The organism is Actinoplanes sp. SE50/110, assembly GCF_900119315.1.
GTDB lineage: Bacteria > Actinomycetota > Actinomycetes > Mycobacteriales > Micromonosporaceae > Actinoplanes.
The window spans coordinates 5,265,809-5,281,860 of record NZ_LT827010.1 but is presented as its reverse complement, the minus strand read 5'-3'; the positions used below and the strand labels follow the sequence as shown (position 1 = coordinate 5,281,860).

Annotated in this window: 10 protein-coding genes and 1 pseudogene; 7 read left to right on the top strand and 4 right to left on the bottom strand. The window is 72.3% G+C overall.

Annotation, left to right across the window (positions count from 1 at the left end; genetic code table 11):
* The first annotated feature begins 276 nt into the window (after window positions 1–276).
* The 3 genes and pseudogenes from ACSP50_RS23675 (at window position 277) to ACSP50_RS23670 (ending at window position 1,853) form a co-directional block, all read left to right on the top strand.
* Window positions 277–831 carry a hypothetical protein gene (locus tag ACSP50_RS23675; protein ID WP_014691811.1) on the top strand — a complete coding sequence of 185 codons (555 nt, stop codon included), beginning with the start codon at window positions 277–279 and terminating at the stop codon, window positions 829–831.
* Between the two features lie 111 nt (window positions 832–942).
* Window positions 943–1,029, top strand: a pseudogene (locus ACSP50_RS42205) (IS5/IS1182 family transposase); the annotation flags it as partial.
* Between the two features lie 38 nt (window positions 1,030–1,067).
* Window positions 1,068–1,853, top strand: a complete 786-nt coding sequence (locus ACSP50_RS23670; RefSeq protein WP_014691810.1) for a class I SAM-dependent methyltransferase — start codon at window positions 1,068–1,070, stop codon at window positions 1,851–1,853.
* A gap of 380 nt (window positions 1,854–2,233) precedes the next feature.
* Here the strand turns inward: ACSP50_RS23670 and ACSP50_RS23665 are convergent, their stop codons facing one another.
* The 4 genes from ACSP50_RS23665 to ACSP50_RS23650 all read right to left on the bottom strand — a co-directional run bounded on the left by ACSP50_RS23665 (window position 2,234) and on the right by ACSP50_RS23650 (window position 9,393).
* The gene (locus tag ACSP50_RS23665) at window positions 2,234–4,969 is read right to left on the bottom strand and encodes an AAA family ATPase (RefSeq protein ID WP_231956698.1); all 2,736 of its coding nucleotides are present in this window, start codon (window positions 4,967–4,969) and stop codon (window positions 2,234–2,236) included.
* Window positions 4,936–5,130, bottom strand: coding sequence for a hypothetical protein (locus ACSP50_RS23660; RefSeq protein ID WP_014691808.1), 195 nt, complete (start codon window positions 5,128–5,130; stop codon window positions 4,936–4,938). Before ACSP50_RS23660 ends, ACSP50_RS23665 begins: the two co-directional genes overlap by 34 nt.
* 107 nt (window positions 5,131–5,237) lie before the next feature.
* The gene (locus ACSP50_RS23655; protein ID WP_014691807.1) at window positions 5,238–7,907 is read right to left on the bottom strand and encodes a hypothetical protein; all 2,670 of its coding nucleotides are present in this window, start codon (window positions 7,905–7,907) and stop codon (window positions 5,238–5,240) included.
* Between the two features lie 64 nt (window positions 7,908–7,971).
* Complete coding sequence (locus tag ACSP50_RS23650) at window positions 7,972–9,393, bottom strand: MFS transporter (RefSeq protein ID WP_043512048.1); 1,422 nt, start codon at window positions 9,391–9,393, stop codon at window positions 7,972–7,974.
* Window positions 9,394–9,508: 115 nt separating this feature from the next.
* On the opposite strand from ACSP50_RS23650, the gene ACSP50_RS23645 reads away from it, so the two are divergent.
* From ACSP50_RS23645 to ACSP50_RS23630, 4 genes are all read left to right on the top strand, one after another.
* Window positions 9,509–10,237 (top strand): TetR/AcrR family transcriptional regulator, encoded by a 729-nt coding sequence (locus ACSP50_RS23645; protein ID WP_014691805.1) that lies wholly within the window; start codon window positions 9,509–9,511, stop codon window positions 10,235–10,237.
* A 152-nt stretch (window positions 10,238–10,389) separates the two neighbouring features.
* Complete coding sequence (locus ACSP50_RS23640; RefSeq protein WP_014691804.1) at window positions 10,390–12,003, top strand: methyl-accepting chemotaxis protein; 1,614 nt, start codon at window positions 10,390–10,392, stop codon at window positions 12,001–12,003.
* 95 nt (window positions 12,004–12,098) lie between these two features.
* Window positions 12,099–14,111, top strand: a complete 2,013-nt coding sequence (locus ACSP50_RS23635; protein WP_172898791.1) for a SpoIIE family protein phosphatase — start codon at window positions 12,099–12,101, stop codon at window positions 14,109–14,111.
* A gap of 159 nt (window positions 14,112–14,270) precedes the next feature.
* Window positions 14,271–16,046, top strand: a complete 1,776-nt coding sequence (locus ACSP50_RS23630) for a DUF1996 domain-containing protein (protein ID WP_052311697.1) — start codon at window positions 14,271–14,273, stop codon at window positions 16,044–16,046.
* The last annotated feature ends 6 nt before the right edge of the window (window positions 16,047–16,052 follow it).

The following is a 16,052-nucleotide window of genomic DNA, read 5'->3' as shown; positions in this document are numbered from 1 at the left end:
TGGGACTTCCGGGATCGACGGTGAGCGATCCCTGTCTGCGTGAGTATTCGCGCGCCCGCTCCACAGTGTCAACAACTTACGGAAACACTCCGGTAATTTAGCAGCTAGATGAGCTGGTAAAACTTAACCGTTCAGTAGTTTGATTGAAAGGTTCCGAGTTGAAGTTCCGAAAGTTTCGAAGCCGCATGTGGAGGAAGGAGCTGCCGGGCCGGTAACATCCCGCGCCGACGAGATCAACAACTCCGGCCCCCGGGCCGGGTCACCCTTGAGGCGCACATGAGCATTGCCATCCCGTCCAGCCTGGTGCCGGACGGCTCCGGCGTACCCTCCGTCTGCTCCCGGCACGGAGAAGCCCCCGCCGTGCAGAAGCCGGTCAAATTCTGGTCCAAGCCGCCGGCCTGGGCCCTGATCCTGATCCTCTTCGGCGCGCTGCCGTACCTCATCGTGGTCTGGGCGCTCCGCAAAGAGGTCCGCTCACAGGCCTGGCCGTTCTGCTCGGAGTGCGTCAAGCTGCACAAGAACCGGCTGCTCATCGGCCTCGGCCTGATCGCCGTGCTCCCGATCAGCCTGGCGTTCCCACGCGGCGACTCGTTCGGGACGGTGGTCCTGCTGGCCCTCGTCGTCGCCCTCGCCGGTGCCGCCGTCCTCGCCCGAGGCTCCTACCGGATGCTGCCCGGTGGCGTGGTCTCCCGCGACGGAGCACAGGTGGACTTCCCGAACTCCCACCCGGCCTTCGACGCCGCCGCGCAGGCGGCGTACCACCAGGCCGCCCAGCGGTACGCGGCGTGGCAGGCCGGGCAGCACGCCCCGTACCAGGCGCCGCAGGCCTGAGCCCACGAACACGCAACGGCGCCCGCCCTCACCGGGCGGGCGCCGTTGCGTGTGTTGTGGACAGGGATCAGAAGATGGCGTTGAAGGTGTTCCAGCCGATCCCGTGGCTGGATCCGCTGCTGTCCACGCCGGGCCACCGCGGTCGTGCAAGCCCTTCTCGTCCTGCATCGCGTCGAAGCCAACCGCTACGCAGGATGAAAAGGCTCGGTGCAGCAGAGCCTGCATATGGTGAAGGCATGGATTTCGCCGGATCGGTGCCCGCGAACTACGATCGCTACCTGGGGCCTTTGCTGTTCCAGCCGTTCGCCCGTGACCTCGCGTCCCGGTTGGCCGACCGGTCTCCCTCCCGGGTGCTCGAGCTCGCCGCCGGCACGGGCATCGTGACGGCCGAGGTGGCGCGGGCGTTGCCTGATGCCGTCATCGTGGCCACCGACCTCAGCCAGGCCATGCTGGACGTGGCAGCCGCCCGCAGGGAGACGGCCGGGGTGCGGTTCGAGGCGGTCGACGCCCAGAATCTGCCGTTCGGCGATGACAGCTTCGACGCGGTCTGCTGCCAGTTCGGCGTCATGTTCCTGCCGGACAAGGCGCGCGCCTACGCCGAAATGCGCCGGGTTCTGCGCCCCGGGGGCGGGCTGCTGTTCAACGTCTGGGAGCGCATCGAGGACAGCCCGATCGCCGCCACCGTCGAGGCCGCGCTGCAGAACTGCTTTCCCGACGATCCGCCGCAGTTCCTATCGCGGGTCCCGCACGGCTATCACGACGCGACGGCGATCCGCGACGCGGTGCGCGCGGCGGCCTTCGGTGAGGTGGATGTGGTGACGGTTTCGCTGCCGAGCGTTTCGCCCTCCGCGGGCGACGCGGCGATCGGCTTCTGCCAGGGCACGCCGATCCGCCACGAGATCGTCAGCCGCGGTGGCGACCTGGCGGCGGTCACCGAGAGCGTGCGTGCAGCTCTGACCGACAAGTTCGGCACCGGGGAGGTGCGCGCCGACATGGCCGCTCTGGTCGTGACCGCCTGCTGACCCGCCCGCGCGGCGCCGCGCGGCGCAGGAGAGCCGTCACGGGTACGCGGACGAGCTGGTGCTCCGCCTCCGGGCCGGCGGCTGACATCCACCGGGCCAGGCCCTCAGCATCGGTCAGTCGGGTGGTGGCTTCACCGCGGATCGTCGCGGTGCCGGCTTTCAGGATGATCCGCAGGCCGAGGAAATCATCCGGTTTGTGGCGCTCCTCGATGGTGACGCGGGGCGGGCCGGTCAGCGGGATCCCGTGTGAGCGCCAAGCCCCGCTCCGGCGGACGAGCGGCTACGGCTGGCGGTATTCGAGCTCATCGACCGCTTGCAGGAAATGATCGACAGATTCCCGGGGCGGGAAAGGGTCGCCGATTGGTGACGGCGCTGGTGGTTCAGGTGCCGTTGACCAGGTCGGCGACCTCGGTTCGGGAGGAGACGCCCAGTTTGCGCAGGATGTTGGAGACGTGGACGGCGGCCGTCTTCGGGGAGATGTAGAGGCGGCGGGCCAGCTCCGTGTTGGTCAGGCCGTCGCTGATCAGGACCGCCACCTCGCGCTCGCGCGGGGTCAGTGCCGCCGGCCCGGTCACCGCGGAAGCGTCGACCGGTGTCATGCCGAGCCGGGCGCGGACCTCGTCCAGGCGGGTCACCCGCCAGCCGTGCCAGCGGGACAGGGCCGTCGCCGCCGCCTTGGCGTGGACCTCGGCTTCGGCGGGGCGGCCGGCGGCGAGCAGGCAGCGGGCCGCGCCGACGTGGACGGTGCCGCGGGCGGCCGGTCCCAGGATGTGCGCATCGGTGATCGACAGGTAGCCGTCCAAGGCGAGAGCGTGCCGGCCGTGTGCCTCCGCCACCTGGGCGTCGACCAGCGTCCGGTACGCGTCCCACACCTCCGCGTCCAGCAGGGTCGCCACCATCTCGTCCAGCCGCTCCGCCGGCAGGCCCAGCTCCAAGGCCGCCGACACCAGGTCGTGCGCCTGTTCACCACTGCGCCAGGACTGTCCGGCCAGTGCGGCGAACAGGTCGTTCAGGGCCATCGAAGCGCCCGGCAGGTCACCCCGTCGGCAGGCCAGGTTGAAGGTCAGACCCGGGATCGCCGTCGGCAGGTTGTTCGGCAGCTCGCGCAGGTCGGCGAGGATCTGCTCGACCCGGTCCAGGTGCCCGGCCTCCAGATACAAACCGGCCAGGAACACCGCGTGGAAGTCGGCCCAGCGGCCCCGCCGCCGATACCCGATGTCCTGCTCGCGGCCCTCCTCCAGGGCGGCGATCGCGGCGTCCAGGTCGCCGGCGCGCTGGGCCAGGCGGGCGCGCCCCTGGTAGTACGTGGCGACGGCCAGGGACTCGAAGCCGGCGCGCTCGGCGTCGATCCGCATCCGTTCCAGGGTTTCGGCGTGTTCGATCGGGGAGGTGGGCGGGACGCCGACGACCAGGGCGGCCAGGGCGCGGGCGGCCAGCACCCATTCGCCGGCCGCCTCCAGGTCGTCGATCAGGCCGGACAGCATGGCGCGGCCCTCGGTGGCGGTCTGCGGGCGTTCGGTGAGGGTGGAGCCCTTCTCGACCAGCGCCGCCAGGCGCACCCCGGGCAGCTCGAATTCGTCGGCCAGGGCCAGCGCACGGTCGCACCAGAGCAGGGCGTCGTCGAGTTCGTCGCGCAGGTACGCCGACTGGGCGATCGCGGTCATCGCCCATGCCTGGTCGGCGCCCGGCGGGAGCTGGGCGATCAGGGTTGCGATCGCCTCGGTGAGGGTGCGCATCTCGGCGGCGTCGCGGGACTCCCAGGCGATCCGGACCAGCAGATACAGCGACTCGGCCCGGTCCGAGCTGGTGGTGGCCAGGTCACGCCATCGGCGGCCGTAGCGCAGCGCGTCGTCGAGCAGGCCGGCCAGCCACGCCGCGCGGGCCGCGGAGGCCAGCAGGCCCGGATCGTCGGGCACCTCGTCGAGCCCCATCTCGGCCAGCTGCAACGCCTGATACGCCGAGCCGATCGACAGGTACAGCCCGGCGCCGTCGCGGGCGGCCTGGACCAGGTCGTCGTAGCGGCCGGCGCCGCGCGCGTGGTGGGCCACCATGGCCGGGTCGGAGCCGCCGCCGCGCAGCAGACTGTCCAGGGCGGCCTCGTGCAGCCGGCGGCGCTGGCGGCTCAGCATCTGGTCGGCGATCGCCTCGCGCAGCAGCGCGTGCCGGAAGGCGAACTCGTCGTCGCCCGACTCGACCAGCACCCCGCGGGTCACCAGGTCGCGCAGCACCCGGATCAGCTCGTCCTCGTCGGCCCCGGTGACGTCGGCCAGCAGGTCGAACGGGATGCGGTGGCCCAGCACGGTGGCCGCCTCGACGATCCGGTGACTCACCGGGTCGAGGTCGTCGACCTGACGGCGCAACACATCGGCGAGGCTCCACGGCAGCGGTTGCTCGACGAGGCCCTCCACGTCGTACCCCGGCAGGGCTCTCAAAAGCTCCTCCAGGAAGAACGGGTTGCCGCCGGTGCGATGGTGCAACGCGGTCGCGGCGCGCAGCGGCGCCGGGGCCCCGGTCGCGGCCGCGAGCAGGGCCGCGGTCTGCGCCGGGGACAACCGATCCAGCCGTACGTGGGTCACCGCATGCCGGCGCTCCAACTGCGCCAGCAGGCTCGCCACGGGCTGCCGGCGGGTCACGTCACCCGGCCGATACGTCCCGATCAGCAACCGCGGGCCGTGCTGGTCGGCGATCCGCTCGAACAGCGCCGCGCTCTCCGAGTCGGCCCAGTGCAGATCCTCGAAGACGATCACCGCGGGCGAGTCGCCGATCAGGTCCGCGACGATCGCCAGGCCGGTGTGCAGCCGTTGCACCGGGCTGCGCCGCGGATCGGCGAGCGCGGCCAGCTGGTCCTCGTCCACTTCGGGCCGGCCGTCGATCGCGTCGAGCAGCACCTCGTAGGGCCGGGACAGGGAGCCGGGCTCGGCCTGCCCGACCAGCACCACCGTCTCCGGTGGCAGGGTGGCCAGCAGCTCCTGCACCAGCCGGGTCTTGCCGATGCCGGGCTCGCCGGCGATCACCGCGACGGCCGGTTCCCGGGCGGCGGCGAGCTGGGCCAGGCGGCGCAGCTCGCGCTCGCGCCCGACCATCACCGGGCTGGCACCGCCACGGAAGGTTCGCACGCCGAAAGCGTACCGGCGGGCCGCCCGCGCACCGCGCCGCGTTTTCCCGCCCTCCGGGACCGCCGGGCCGCGGCCAGCAGCCGCTCCCGGTCCGCCTCGGCGATCAGCTCGTGCCGCCGCTCCCGGGCCAGTCCCAGCATCATGAACGGATGGAACAACATGGTCTGTCTCCCTCGCTTGCCGACAGACCCATGCTCGCCGTCCGGACGCGGTGCCCACATCGACAGCGGGATGCGTATCTTCGCAGCTCAGGCCGGGATAGGTATACCTAGACCTTGGCCGGAAGCACGGTCAGCGCGTCCGGCGGATACACCTCGGGCATCCGGCGGCGCTGCCGGAACTCGCTGGTCAGCGTCCAGCCGACCAGCGGGTTCGCGGCCATCGCCCGGCGGATCGCGGCCAGCTCGTCGTAAGCGGCCAGGATGCCGGCGGACTGCGGCAGGGCGAAGAAGCCGACCAGGGTGCGGCAGTAGTAGGCGTACGCGGTGATCTCCCGGGCCAGGCGGCGCAGCGCCGCCCGGTTCGCCTCCTCACGGCCCCACATGTCGATGCATTTCAGATCGTCCATCGCCGCGGTGAAGTCGCCGTCGTCGGCGATCCGGCCGGCGATCGCACGGCACCAGAGCATCAGCCGGGAGGTGGCCGGTTCGGCGTCGACCTTGCGGATCGCGGCGGCGACCGCGTCCGCCTTGCCGGTCAGGTCCCGGGCCACCAGCCGGGCGGCGATGGCGGGCAGGTCCCGGCTGCCCTTCTCGGAGATCTCCACCATGGTGCGGGCGGCCCGGATCAGGTCGCGGGGCAGGCCGCCGGAGAGGCAGAAGGCGAGTCCCTTGAACGGAATCGGGATCTCCGTGGTGCGCCGGCCGACCAGGTCCGAACTCTCCTTGAAGGCCAGGTAGGGGATGCTGGCGATCTCGTCGAAGGCGCTGTCGAACACGTCGCGGAACGGCAGGCCGCGCCGCTCGAACGAGGCCATCGCGTCCTCCGACACCGACACCAGGAAGTGGCAGCCGGCCACCCCGAAGATGCTCTTGATGTCGTTGAGGAACTGCTGCGCGCGCGTCTCGTCCTCGATCTTGTCGAGCTCGTCGATCCCGATCACCAGGGCCGGGCCGCCGGCCGGCCGGGGCTGCGCGGCCGCCAGCTTCAGGAACCGCCGCAGCGAGTCGACGATCTCGGGCAGGCTCAGCTGTTGCCGGACGAAACCGGTCGAGCGTTTGAGTGACGACTCCAGCCCGGCCGGCACCACCTTGACGGCGCCGGAGTATTCGCCGGCGATGCTCTGCTGGTATTCGATCTCGCGCAGCCGTTCCAGCGCCGCGTCCCGCAGGGTGTCCTCGGGGGCGTAACCGGAGCTCGGCCGCGGCGCGCGGCGGGCGGCCAGATGTGCGCCGAGGCCGGTGGCGACCAGCAGCATGATGACCGCGATGATCTGGCTGGTGCCCAGCCGGTACTGGCTGCCGCTGAGGATCAGGATGCCCAGCCCGGCGGCGCCGGTGAGGCCGGCCAGCAGCGAGCCGGCCCAGAGCGGGCGGCGGGCGGACAGCCAGTGGATCGGGTCCGGCGGCGGCCGGTGTCCGTCGTGCAGGCCGAGGGCGGCGCGGCAGATCTGCGCGTACAGGTGCAGCAGGAAGTCGCGGGGCGCGTAGTCGACGGGGGCGGAGACCAGGACCCGGATGGTGCCGGCGGATTCGGCGCGGTGCTCGCAGAACGAGGCCAGGATCGTCGACTTGCCGACGCCGCGCGGCCCGGCCAGGCCGACACTGCCGCCGGGCAGCATCGTGAGGATCTTCTCCAGCCGCTCCCGGGCCCTGGTGGGCACCTCGTAGATCGGGTCGAACGCCTGGCTGAGCCCATGCGGCCGGGTCACGTAGAGGGTGGTGTCGTACGACGGCCTCGCGTCGTTGACCATCCGGCGCAGCAGCGGCAGCAGGATCCGGTTGCGGAGCATCTCGCGCCACTCCCGTTCCGCGGTCCGCCAGCGGCTGTCGACGATCTCGAACGGTGTCGAGGAGTAACCGAAGAGTCCGGCGAGCAGGTTCAGCGTCAGGATGACGCTGCCGGGCACGGCGAGCCAGAGTTCCGGCCGGACGACGTCGAGGCGCCGGTTCGCCGTCCCGGCGCCGAGGATCAGGATGGTGCCGAGAGCGGTCAGCGAGATCAGGCCGATCAGGATCGCGCCGGTGACGACCGGGACCCGGAGGTCGGCCAGCCGCGCGGTCGACCAGTGCCGGTCGACGTGTCCCCAGGATTGGAAGGCGACCAGCAGGACCGCCAGCACCACCGTGGTGATCATCACCACGGTGACCGGCACCAGCCCGGACTGCTGGATCGCCACGGTCTTGACCTGCATGCCGGCGACCGCGGTCAGCCCGGCCGCCAGCGCCGTCGCGAACGCCTGGGTGACGAACAGGCCCGGGTGGCGCACGCCGCGGAACTCGGCGATCGAAGCCGCCGCCGAGCCGGTGACGAGCACCCCGGCCGCCCACAGCAGCACGGGGTCGGCGTAGTCCAGGCGATGCTCACCCGGGCCGGCGTAGGCGAAGGCGAGGAGCCACAGCGCCATGCCCAGGGACAGGATGAGCCGGCGCAGGCCGGGGGTGAACGCCCACTCGTAGGCGATCAGGGCGCCGGCGTCGAGCCGGTCGCGGACCCGCGCGCGGTCGACGAGTCGGCGATCCACGATCTGCCAGGCATCCTGCGCGGGTGTGCCGAGGGCGTCACGCTCGCGCAGGCAGCGGCGGCGCAGGAAGTCGGTGGAGACGGTGCCGTCCGCCAGCGAGCCGGCGCCGAGCACCTCGTCCAGTTCCTGCTCGAACACGTCATGCCGGTAGCGGTCGCGCCGCTCCGGGGTCAGTTTCCACCGGGGAAGCTCCTGGACGGGGGAGTCCGCCGGGGCCGCGACCGGCCGGCGGCGGCGGAGCTGGTCGAACAGCATCCTGCAGACCGTAGTGGCCGATCCGGGGACATGTCCGATTCTGGTCCCCCGACCGGGCGTCCGCTCATCGGACGGAGCTGAGCGCCGTCCGAGCCGCCCGGGTTCGGACGATCGCCCATCCGACCAGCGCCGCGGCCATCGCGGTCAGCACCAGGCCGGCGGTCGTCATCGCGGTGGCGAACTGGGTCGTCTGCTGTGCGGTCCACTGCCCGGCGGTGATCGAGCCGGTGAAGACCGCGGCCAGGATCGTGCCGGTGACCGCGATCCCGGCGCCCGAGGTCACCTCGGACGAAGTGTCGACCAGGGCGGCGCCGATCGTGGTGCGGTTCTCCGGGAGGCCGCGGAGCACGTTCATCGCGGCGACCACGCCGACCACCCGCAGGCCGGCCGAGACGAGCACCAGGGCGAGCGCCACCCAGAGGTAGCCGAAGCGGCTGAAGACGCCGAAGACGGCCAGGCCGGCGACGACGGCGAGCGAGCTGAGCCAGGCGGCGCGCTCCAGGCCGGCCCAGGTGACGAACGGGTTGACGTAGACGCCGCCGCCGATCAGGACGACGACCTGCGGGAGCATGCCGAGCGCGGCGTGCGCCGGAGACCAGCCCCAGGCCAGCTGCAGCTGCAGGGTGACCAGGTAGCCGAGGCCGGCGACGGCCATCCCGGCGGCGGCCTTGTAGGCCAGGCCGGTGGCGACCAGCGGCCGGGCGACCAGCGCCAGATCGAGCAGCGGGTGCGCGGCGGTGTGTTCGCGCAGTACGAACAGCAGCGCGCCGAGCCCGGCGGCCGCGGTGGCCGCCCAGGGCTGCCAGCCGCCGGCACCCTCGTCGACGAACAGGGTGGGTGCGATGAGCGCGACCACGACGGTCAGCGTGCACAGGACCGCGCCGGCCACGTCGACCGGGGCGCGGTGCAGGTCGGCGGGGTCGTCCGCGGCGATGCCGGTGCGCACCCCGGCGAAGGCCAGCGCCGCGATCGGGACGTTGATGAGCAGCAGCGTCTGCCACGGGGCGACGGACAGCACGAAGCCGCCGGTGGTGGGTCCCACCGCCAGCCCGACCAGGCCGACAGTGGAGATCAGCGTGGTGGCCCGGACCCGCAGATCGTCGCGGGCGAACAACCGGAAGGCCAGGGCCATCGAACCGGGGGTGGTCATCGCCGCCGCGACGCCCATCAGCGCGCGGACCGCGATCAGCTGGCCGGCGGTGGTGACGAACGCGGTGGCCAGGCTGGCGACGCCGAGCAGGATCAGGCCGACCAGCATGGTGCGGCGCCGGCCGAAGCGGTCCGCGACCGCGCCGAACAGCAGCATCAGGCCGCCGAAGACGACCGCGTACGCGCCGGTCACCCACTGCAGGCCGATGGTGGAGGCGTGCAGCTCGCGGCCGATGGTGGGCAGGGCGACGTTGAGGATCGAGTTGTCGAGCATCTCGAACAGGAACACTGCGGACAGGCCGGCGAGGGCTACCCAGGCGGAGCGGAGTGTGGTCATCGGGACCCCTTTCACGGATACGAACACCGTTCTACTCCAGATCGCTGTTCGTAGCAATACGAACATAGTTCGTAGTAAGTCGGAACACTGTTCGTCGTTGCGCTAGACTGCGCGCATGGCACCGACCCCGCAGGAACGCCGCGCCGCTCGTCACCAGCTCGGCGGAGCGCCGTCCGCCCCCGCCGCCCGGCGCGGTCCCTCCGGTGGCCGCAAGAAGCCGATCACCGTCGACGCGATCATCGACACCGCCTTCGGCATCATCGAGACCGAGGGCTACGAGGCGCTCACCATGCGTCGTCTCGCGGTCGCGCTGGAGACCGGGCCGTCCTCGCTCTACGCCCACGTGGTCAACAAGGAGGACCTCGACGAGCTGCTGATCGGCCGGCTCTGCGCGGAGATCGAGCTGCCCGAGCCGGACCCGGCCGGGTGGCGCGCCCAGCTGATCGGCGTCTGCACCCGTCTGCGTGATCAGTTCCTGCGCTATCCGGGCATTTCGCGGGCCGCGTTCGCCGCCGCCCCGTCGAACCTCGACACGCTGCGGGTCAGCGAGGGCATGCTCGGCATCGTGCTGGCCGGTGGGATCGCGCCGCAGGTCGCGGCGTGGGCGATCGATGCGCTGACGCTCTACGTCAACGCGTACTGCCTGGAGGTGTCGGTCGCCGAGCGGCGGCGGGCTCCGGACGGCGACTGGGTGCTCACCCGGGCCGAGATGATGCGGCGGTTCGCCGCACTGCCGGACGGCTTTCCGCACACCAAGCGGTATGCGGCCGAGCTGACCGGCGGGACGGTGCAGGACCGCTTCGCGTTCACCCTGAACCTGATCATCGACGGCATTCCGGGATGAACAGGACCGCTGGTCACTTCCGGTCGGTTACGGCTCATCGCCGCGATTAGGGGGTACGCGTGGGCCTCCCGCGCGCCGTTCCGGCAGACATTCGTCCCGCAGGGTCCGCGCGTGGCGTTCAGGAATACCCGCGTACCGCCGAATTAGGCTTTGTGACCATCCTCAACCGGATGCGGCTGGGCATGCGGCTGGCCGCCGCGTTCGCCACCGTTGTGGTGTTGCTGCTCGTCGTCATGGCCGCGGCTCTGATCACCGCGGCCCGCCAGGGCGCCGCCACCGACCGGATCGCCCAGACGCAGAAGTTCGTCGCGCTGATGAAGGACGCCAAGTTCGCCGCCGCCGATTTCAACGGCTGGCAGACCGCGTACGCCTTCGACGCCCTGCGCGGGGTGCCCGACGCCGCCAAGGACACCGGGTCCTCCCGCAAGTCGTTCCTCGCCTCGCTCGGCAAGTTCCAGAGCACCGTGTCCGCCGCCGCCGACGCCGCCACCAGCGAGCCCAGCCGTACCGAACTCCGGCGGGTCAGCGCTCTCGCCGACGACTTCCGGACCGCCGACACGCAGATCGCCCAGCTGTACGACCAGGGCTCCACCGCCGCGACAAGGACCGCCAACGGCCTGGTCATCGGCAAGGAGATCCAGATCTTCCAGCAGATCGGCGAGCACCTCGACGCGGTCGTCGCCACGGCCGGCACCGACTTCACCGCCGCCCAGCACAGCGCCACCGAGGCGAAGAACATCGGCGCGACCGTCATCTGGGCGGCCGGCGTGACCGCCGCGCTCATCGCCGTCGCGCTCGCCGTCATCGTCACCCGCTCCGTCACCGGTCCGGTCGACCAGGTCCGCCGCCGCCTCATGCTGCTCGCCGACGGTGACCTGGCCACCCCGGTCACGGTCACCGGCCGTGACGAGATCGCCGACATGGCCGGCGCCCTGCGGCAGAGTGTCACCGCCCTCGGCGACGCGATGCGCACCATCGACACCTCGGCGACCTCGCTGGCCGCCGCCACCGAACAGATGACCAACACGTCCGCGCAGATCGCCGCGTCCGCCGAGGAATCCGCGGTCCAGGCGCAGGCCGTGGCCGCCGCCACCGAGGAGGTGTCCCGCAACGTGGCGACCGTCTCGGCCGGCGGCGAGCAGATGGGCGCCTCGATCCGCGAGATCGCCCACTCCACCAGCGAGGCCACCGCCGTGGTCGCCGCCGCCGTGCAGGCCGCCCAGGCGGCCAACACCACGATCACCACGCTCGGCCAGTCGTCCCGGGAGGTCGGCGAGGTGGTCCGCACCATCACCGCGATCGCCGAACAGACCAACCTGCTGGCCCTCAACGCGACCATCGAGGCGGCCCGGGCCGGCGAACTCGGCAAAGGCTTCGCCGTCGTCGCCGGTGAGGTCAAGGACCTGGCCCAGGAGACCGCCCGGGCGACCGAGGACATCACCCGCCGCGTCGAGGCGATCCGCACCGGCACCGACAGCGCGGTCACCGCGATCGGTGAGATCGCCACGGTCATCGCCCGCGTCAACGACTTCCAGACGACCATCGCCTCGGCGCTGGAGGAGCAGACAGCCACGACGGCCGAGATGAACCGCAGCGTGTCCGACACCGCGACCAGCACCGAACAGATCGCGACCAACGTGGCGACGGTGGCGCAGGCGGCCCAGCAGACGACCGAGGGGGTGGCGCAGACCCAGGAGGCGAACGCGGAGCTCGCCCGGATGTCCAGCGACCTGCGCGTCCTGGTCTCCCGGTTCCGCTACTCCTGACCCCGGCCGCGCGGACCCGGATTAGGCGGGCGTCCGATCCGGGGGCGATGATGGACCCGTCGCCGCGCAGCGTGGTGCGGGAGGAGTGTCGATTCGTGGCCGATCCGCCGTTGCCCGCGCCGCTGCTGGCCATGCTCGACAGCGATCCGCAGGGGTGGGTGCTGGCCCGGGCGGTGCGCGACGAGGGCGACATCGCCGACTTCGCCATCGTCTACATCAACGAGGCCGGCTGCCGCCTGGTCGGCCGGCCGCGCGCGGAGCTGGCCGGGCACCGGTATCGCGAGCTGTGGCCGGAGACGGTGCACGACGGGACCCTGCCGTTCTACCGGAAGGTGGTCGAGACCGGGACGCCGGCGACCCGGACGGTGTACTACGACCGCCCGTCGGTCACCGGGCACTTCGAGCTGCGCGCCGGGCCGTACGGGGACGGCCTGCTGATCCGCTTCGTCGACCTGCGGCAGATGACCGTGTCACCGGGCGGCATCCGGCTGTACGACATGCTCGACACGGCCTTCGACGGCTTCACCGTCCTGCGGCCGGTCACCGGCCCCGACGGCCCGATCGTCGACTTCCGCTGCGAGTACGTCAACCAGCTCGGCGCCCGGCTGACCGGACGTTCCGCGGAGGACGTGATCGGGCACCTGCTGAGCGAGATCTCGCCGGAGAGCTGGGACGACGGCATGTTCGAGCGGTACCGGGCGGTCGCCGACGGCGGCGAGCCGTGCCGGCAGCAGCTGTCCTACCCGGAGATCGGCCAGGTGTGGGAGGTCAAGATCGGCAGGTCCGGGCTCGACGCGGTGGTCGTGTCGTTCCGGGAGATCACCGAACACATCGACCGGCAGCGGCAGCTCGCGGCCAGTGTGACCCGCGCCGAACACGCCGCCGCGCGGGCCCGTGCCCTGGAAAGCGTCACCGAGGCGCTGGTCGCGGCCAGCACCACGACGCAGGTGTACGCCGCGGTCGGATCGGTGCTGCGGCCCTCCGCCGGCGGGCAGGGCCTGCTCGTCCTGCTGCGGCAGGACCGGGGCCTGCGGCTGGCCTACCACGCGGGGTACGAGCCGGACGTCGTCGCGCGGCTGCGCCACCTGCCGCTCGACCACCCGTACCCGGCGACCGCCGTCGCCCGCACCGGGCGTTCCCGCTACCTGACCTCGCCGGCCCAGCTGCGCGCGGCACAGCCCGACCCGGCCGTCGCCGTCCCGCCGGGGGAGCGGCAGGCGTGGGCGATGCTGCCGCTGACCGTCGCCGGCGACGTGCTCGGCGTCCTCGTGGTCGGCTACCGCGACGGCCGCGACTTCGACGACGACACCCGGTCCACGCTGACCGCCCTGGCCGGGCTGGCGGCGCAGGCCCTGCAGCGGGCCATGCTCTTCGAGACCAGCATGTCGATCGCCGCCGAGTTGCAGCACGCGCTGCTGCCGGCCAGCCTGCCCGTCGTGCCCGGACTGCGGCACGCGGCCCGCTACCTGCCGTGGACCCGTGGTGCCGAAGTGGGCGGCGACTGGTATGACGTCATCGCGGTGCGCGACGGCCGGATCGCCGTCGTGATCGGGGACGTGGCGGGGCACAACGTGGCCGCCGCGGCGGCGATGGGGCAGATCCGGGACGCCCTGCGCGCGTACGCGGTCGCCGGGCTGTCGCCGTCCTCGGTGATGCGGCACACCCACGACCTGATCCAGTCACTGCACCTCGACACCATCGCGACCTGCTGCTACCTGCAGGTGGACGTTGCCGTGGGCACGGTCACCGCGGTGCTCGCCGGGCATCCGTCCCCGGTGTTGCGCACCACGAACGGTACCGGCCTGGTCACCTTGCCGATCCAGCCGCCGCTCGGCTCGTTCCGGCGGATCGCCTACCGGGACACCAGCTTCGACCTGCCGCCCGGAGCCACTCTGCTGCTCTACACCGACGGCCTGGTGGAGGACTCCCGCCACCCGATCGACCGGGGGCTGAGCCAGCTGTGCGCCGCGGTCCGGGCCGCCCCCGGCGACGACCCCACCGCGATCATCGACCACGTGCTCGCCGCCGGCGTCGGGCCCCGGCCCCGGCGTGACGACATCGCCGTGCTGTGCCTGACCCGGGACGCGGAACAGCCCGAAACCCGGTGATGGCCCCGCCCCGGGCCGGCCGGCTCCGGCGCGGGCCGACTTCTTACCAACCGGTGACGTCGGGGCCGAACCCGCATCGATCCGCCGCCCGTCCCCGTAACACCGTGCGCCCGGCCGCCACCACGGCCGGGCGGTCCACCGGTTATCGAGGGAGCACAGATGCGAAGAACCGACAGGCGTCCAGGATCGCCGAAGGTGAAGGCGATCCGGCTGGTCGCGGCGGCGGTGACGCTGGCCGCGAGCGGAATCCTGACCGTCACGTTCGTCTCCGGCGGTGGCAAGGGCACCGCCGACGCCGCCACCAGCCTCGGTCAGTATGTGCCGATCGAGCAGGTGCGGCCGAATGTCGCCCGGGTCCGGACGTCGCCGGGCGGCTCGGCGGGCCGGTTCCGGGTGGACTGCGGCACCAACCGGAACCGGAAGTTCAGCCCGGACAACCCGGTGGCGCAGCCCGGGATCCGCAACGGCGCGGAGCATGTCCACGACTTCGTCGGCAACCTGGCGATCACCGCCACCTCGTCGGACGCCGACCTGGACGCGTCCGGCACGACCTGCCGCGACGGCGACAAGTCGGCGTACTTCTGGCCGGTGGTGCGCATCGACCGGTCGGTGCGCGACGGCGGCGCGGTCGCGCAGGCCCTGGCCGGGACCTCGCCGACGGTGGTCTGCCCGCCGGTGCGGGACCGGCTTCCGGCGGTCCCGGCCGGCGCCAAGGCCGCGGTGGACCGCCAGCTGGCCGAACTGGACCGTCTGGAGGCCGACGCGGGACGGCAGGTGCTGGCCGGCCGGGGTGTCAACGTCGGGCTGAACACCACCGTGCTGCAGTCCCTGCGGGCTCGCCGCGCCGCCCTGCTCACCGGGATCGGCGACACCATGCGGGCCGCCGGGGCGCGCCGGCCGGACGGGATGGTGTCGCTGGCCGACTGCGACGTCAGCTACGACGGCCTGCACGCCGCGCTGCACGGCGACCACCGGGCCGGTTCGGTGGCCACCCCGACGGTGCGGTGCCCGGGGGTGCGCGACAAGCTGCCCGGCGTGCCCGCGACCGCGCTCGACGAGGTCGACCGCAACCTGGCCGAGCTGGATCGGCAGATCTCCGAGGCGAACCAGCGGCTGGTCGGCGATCCGGCCGTCGGCGCCACCGCGGTCCTGGGTCCACTGCGGGCCAAGCGGGCCGCGGTCCTGGACCGGATCGCCATCGCCATCGGGCGCACCGGCCCGCGCCCGGCCGGCCTGGAGCAGCTGGCCGGCTGCACCGTCGACGCGGCCACCGGCGGGACCTCCTCGCCGGCACCCGGCAGCGGCGTCCCCTCGGCGGCGACCGGCAGCGGCGCGCCCTCGCCGGCGCCCGGCAGCAGCGCCCTGCCCGACCCGCAGGGCCCGAACCTCGAACTGCCCGGCAACACCGGCGGTATCGTCCGCCCGGCGAAGGTGCTGATCGAATACCGGGGCAACGCGACCGCGAAGGTGGTGCCGATGCCGAAGTTCCTGCGCGCGCTGACCGGGGACGCCAAACCCACCAGCCGGGGGCCGGCCAACGCCCGGGCCGCCTGGACCTGCTCCGGATTCGCCGACCGGCTCACCGACCGGTATCCGATCTGCCCGGCCGGCAGCCGGGTGCAGCGCGTCCACGACTTCCCCGGCTGCTGGGACGGCAGGAACCTGGACAGCGCCAACCACCGCAGCCACGTCGCCTTCGCCGACCGGGCCACCGGCGCCTGCCCGGCCGGGTTCGTCGCGATCCCGCAGCTGCGCGTCACCATCTCCTACGACATCCCGCGTGACGTGCAGGTCAACGGGCAGTACGCGCTGGACTCGTTCCCGGAGGAGAACCACAACCCGTTCTCCGACCACGACGACTTCATCAACGTGAATGCCGCCCGGACCATGCAGCGCATCGCCACCTGCATCAACCGTGGCCGCAACTGCGCCTGACCGAGG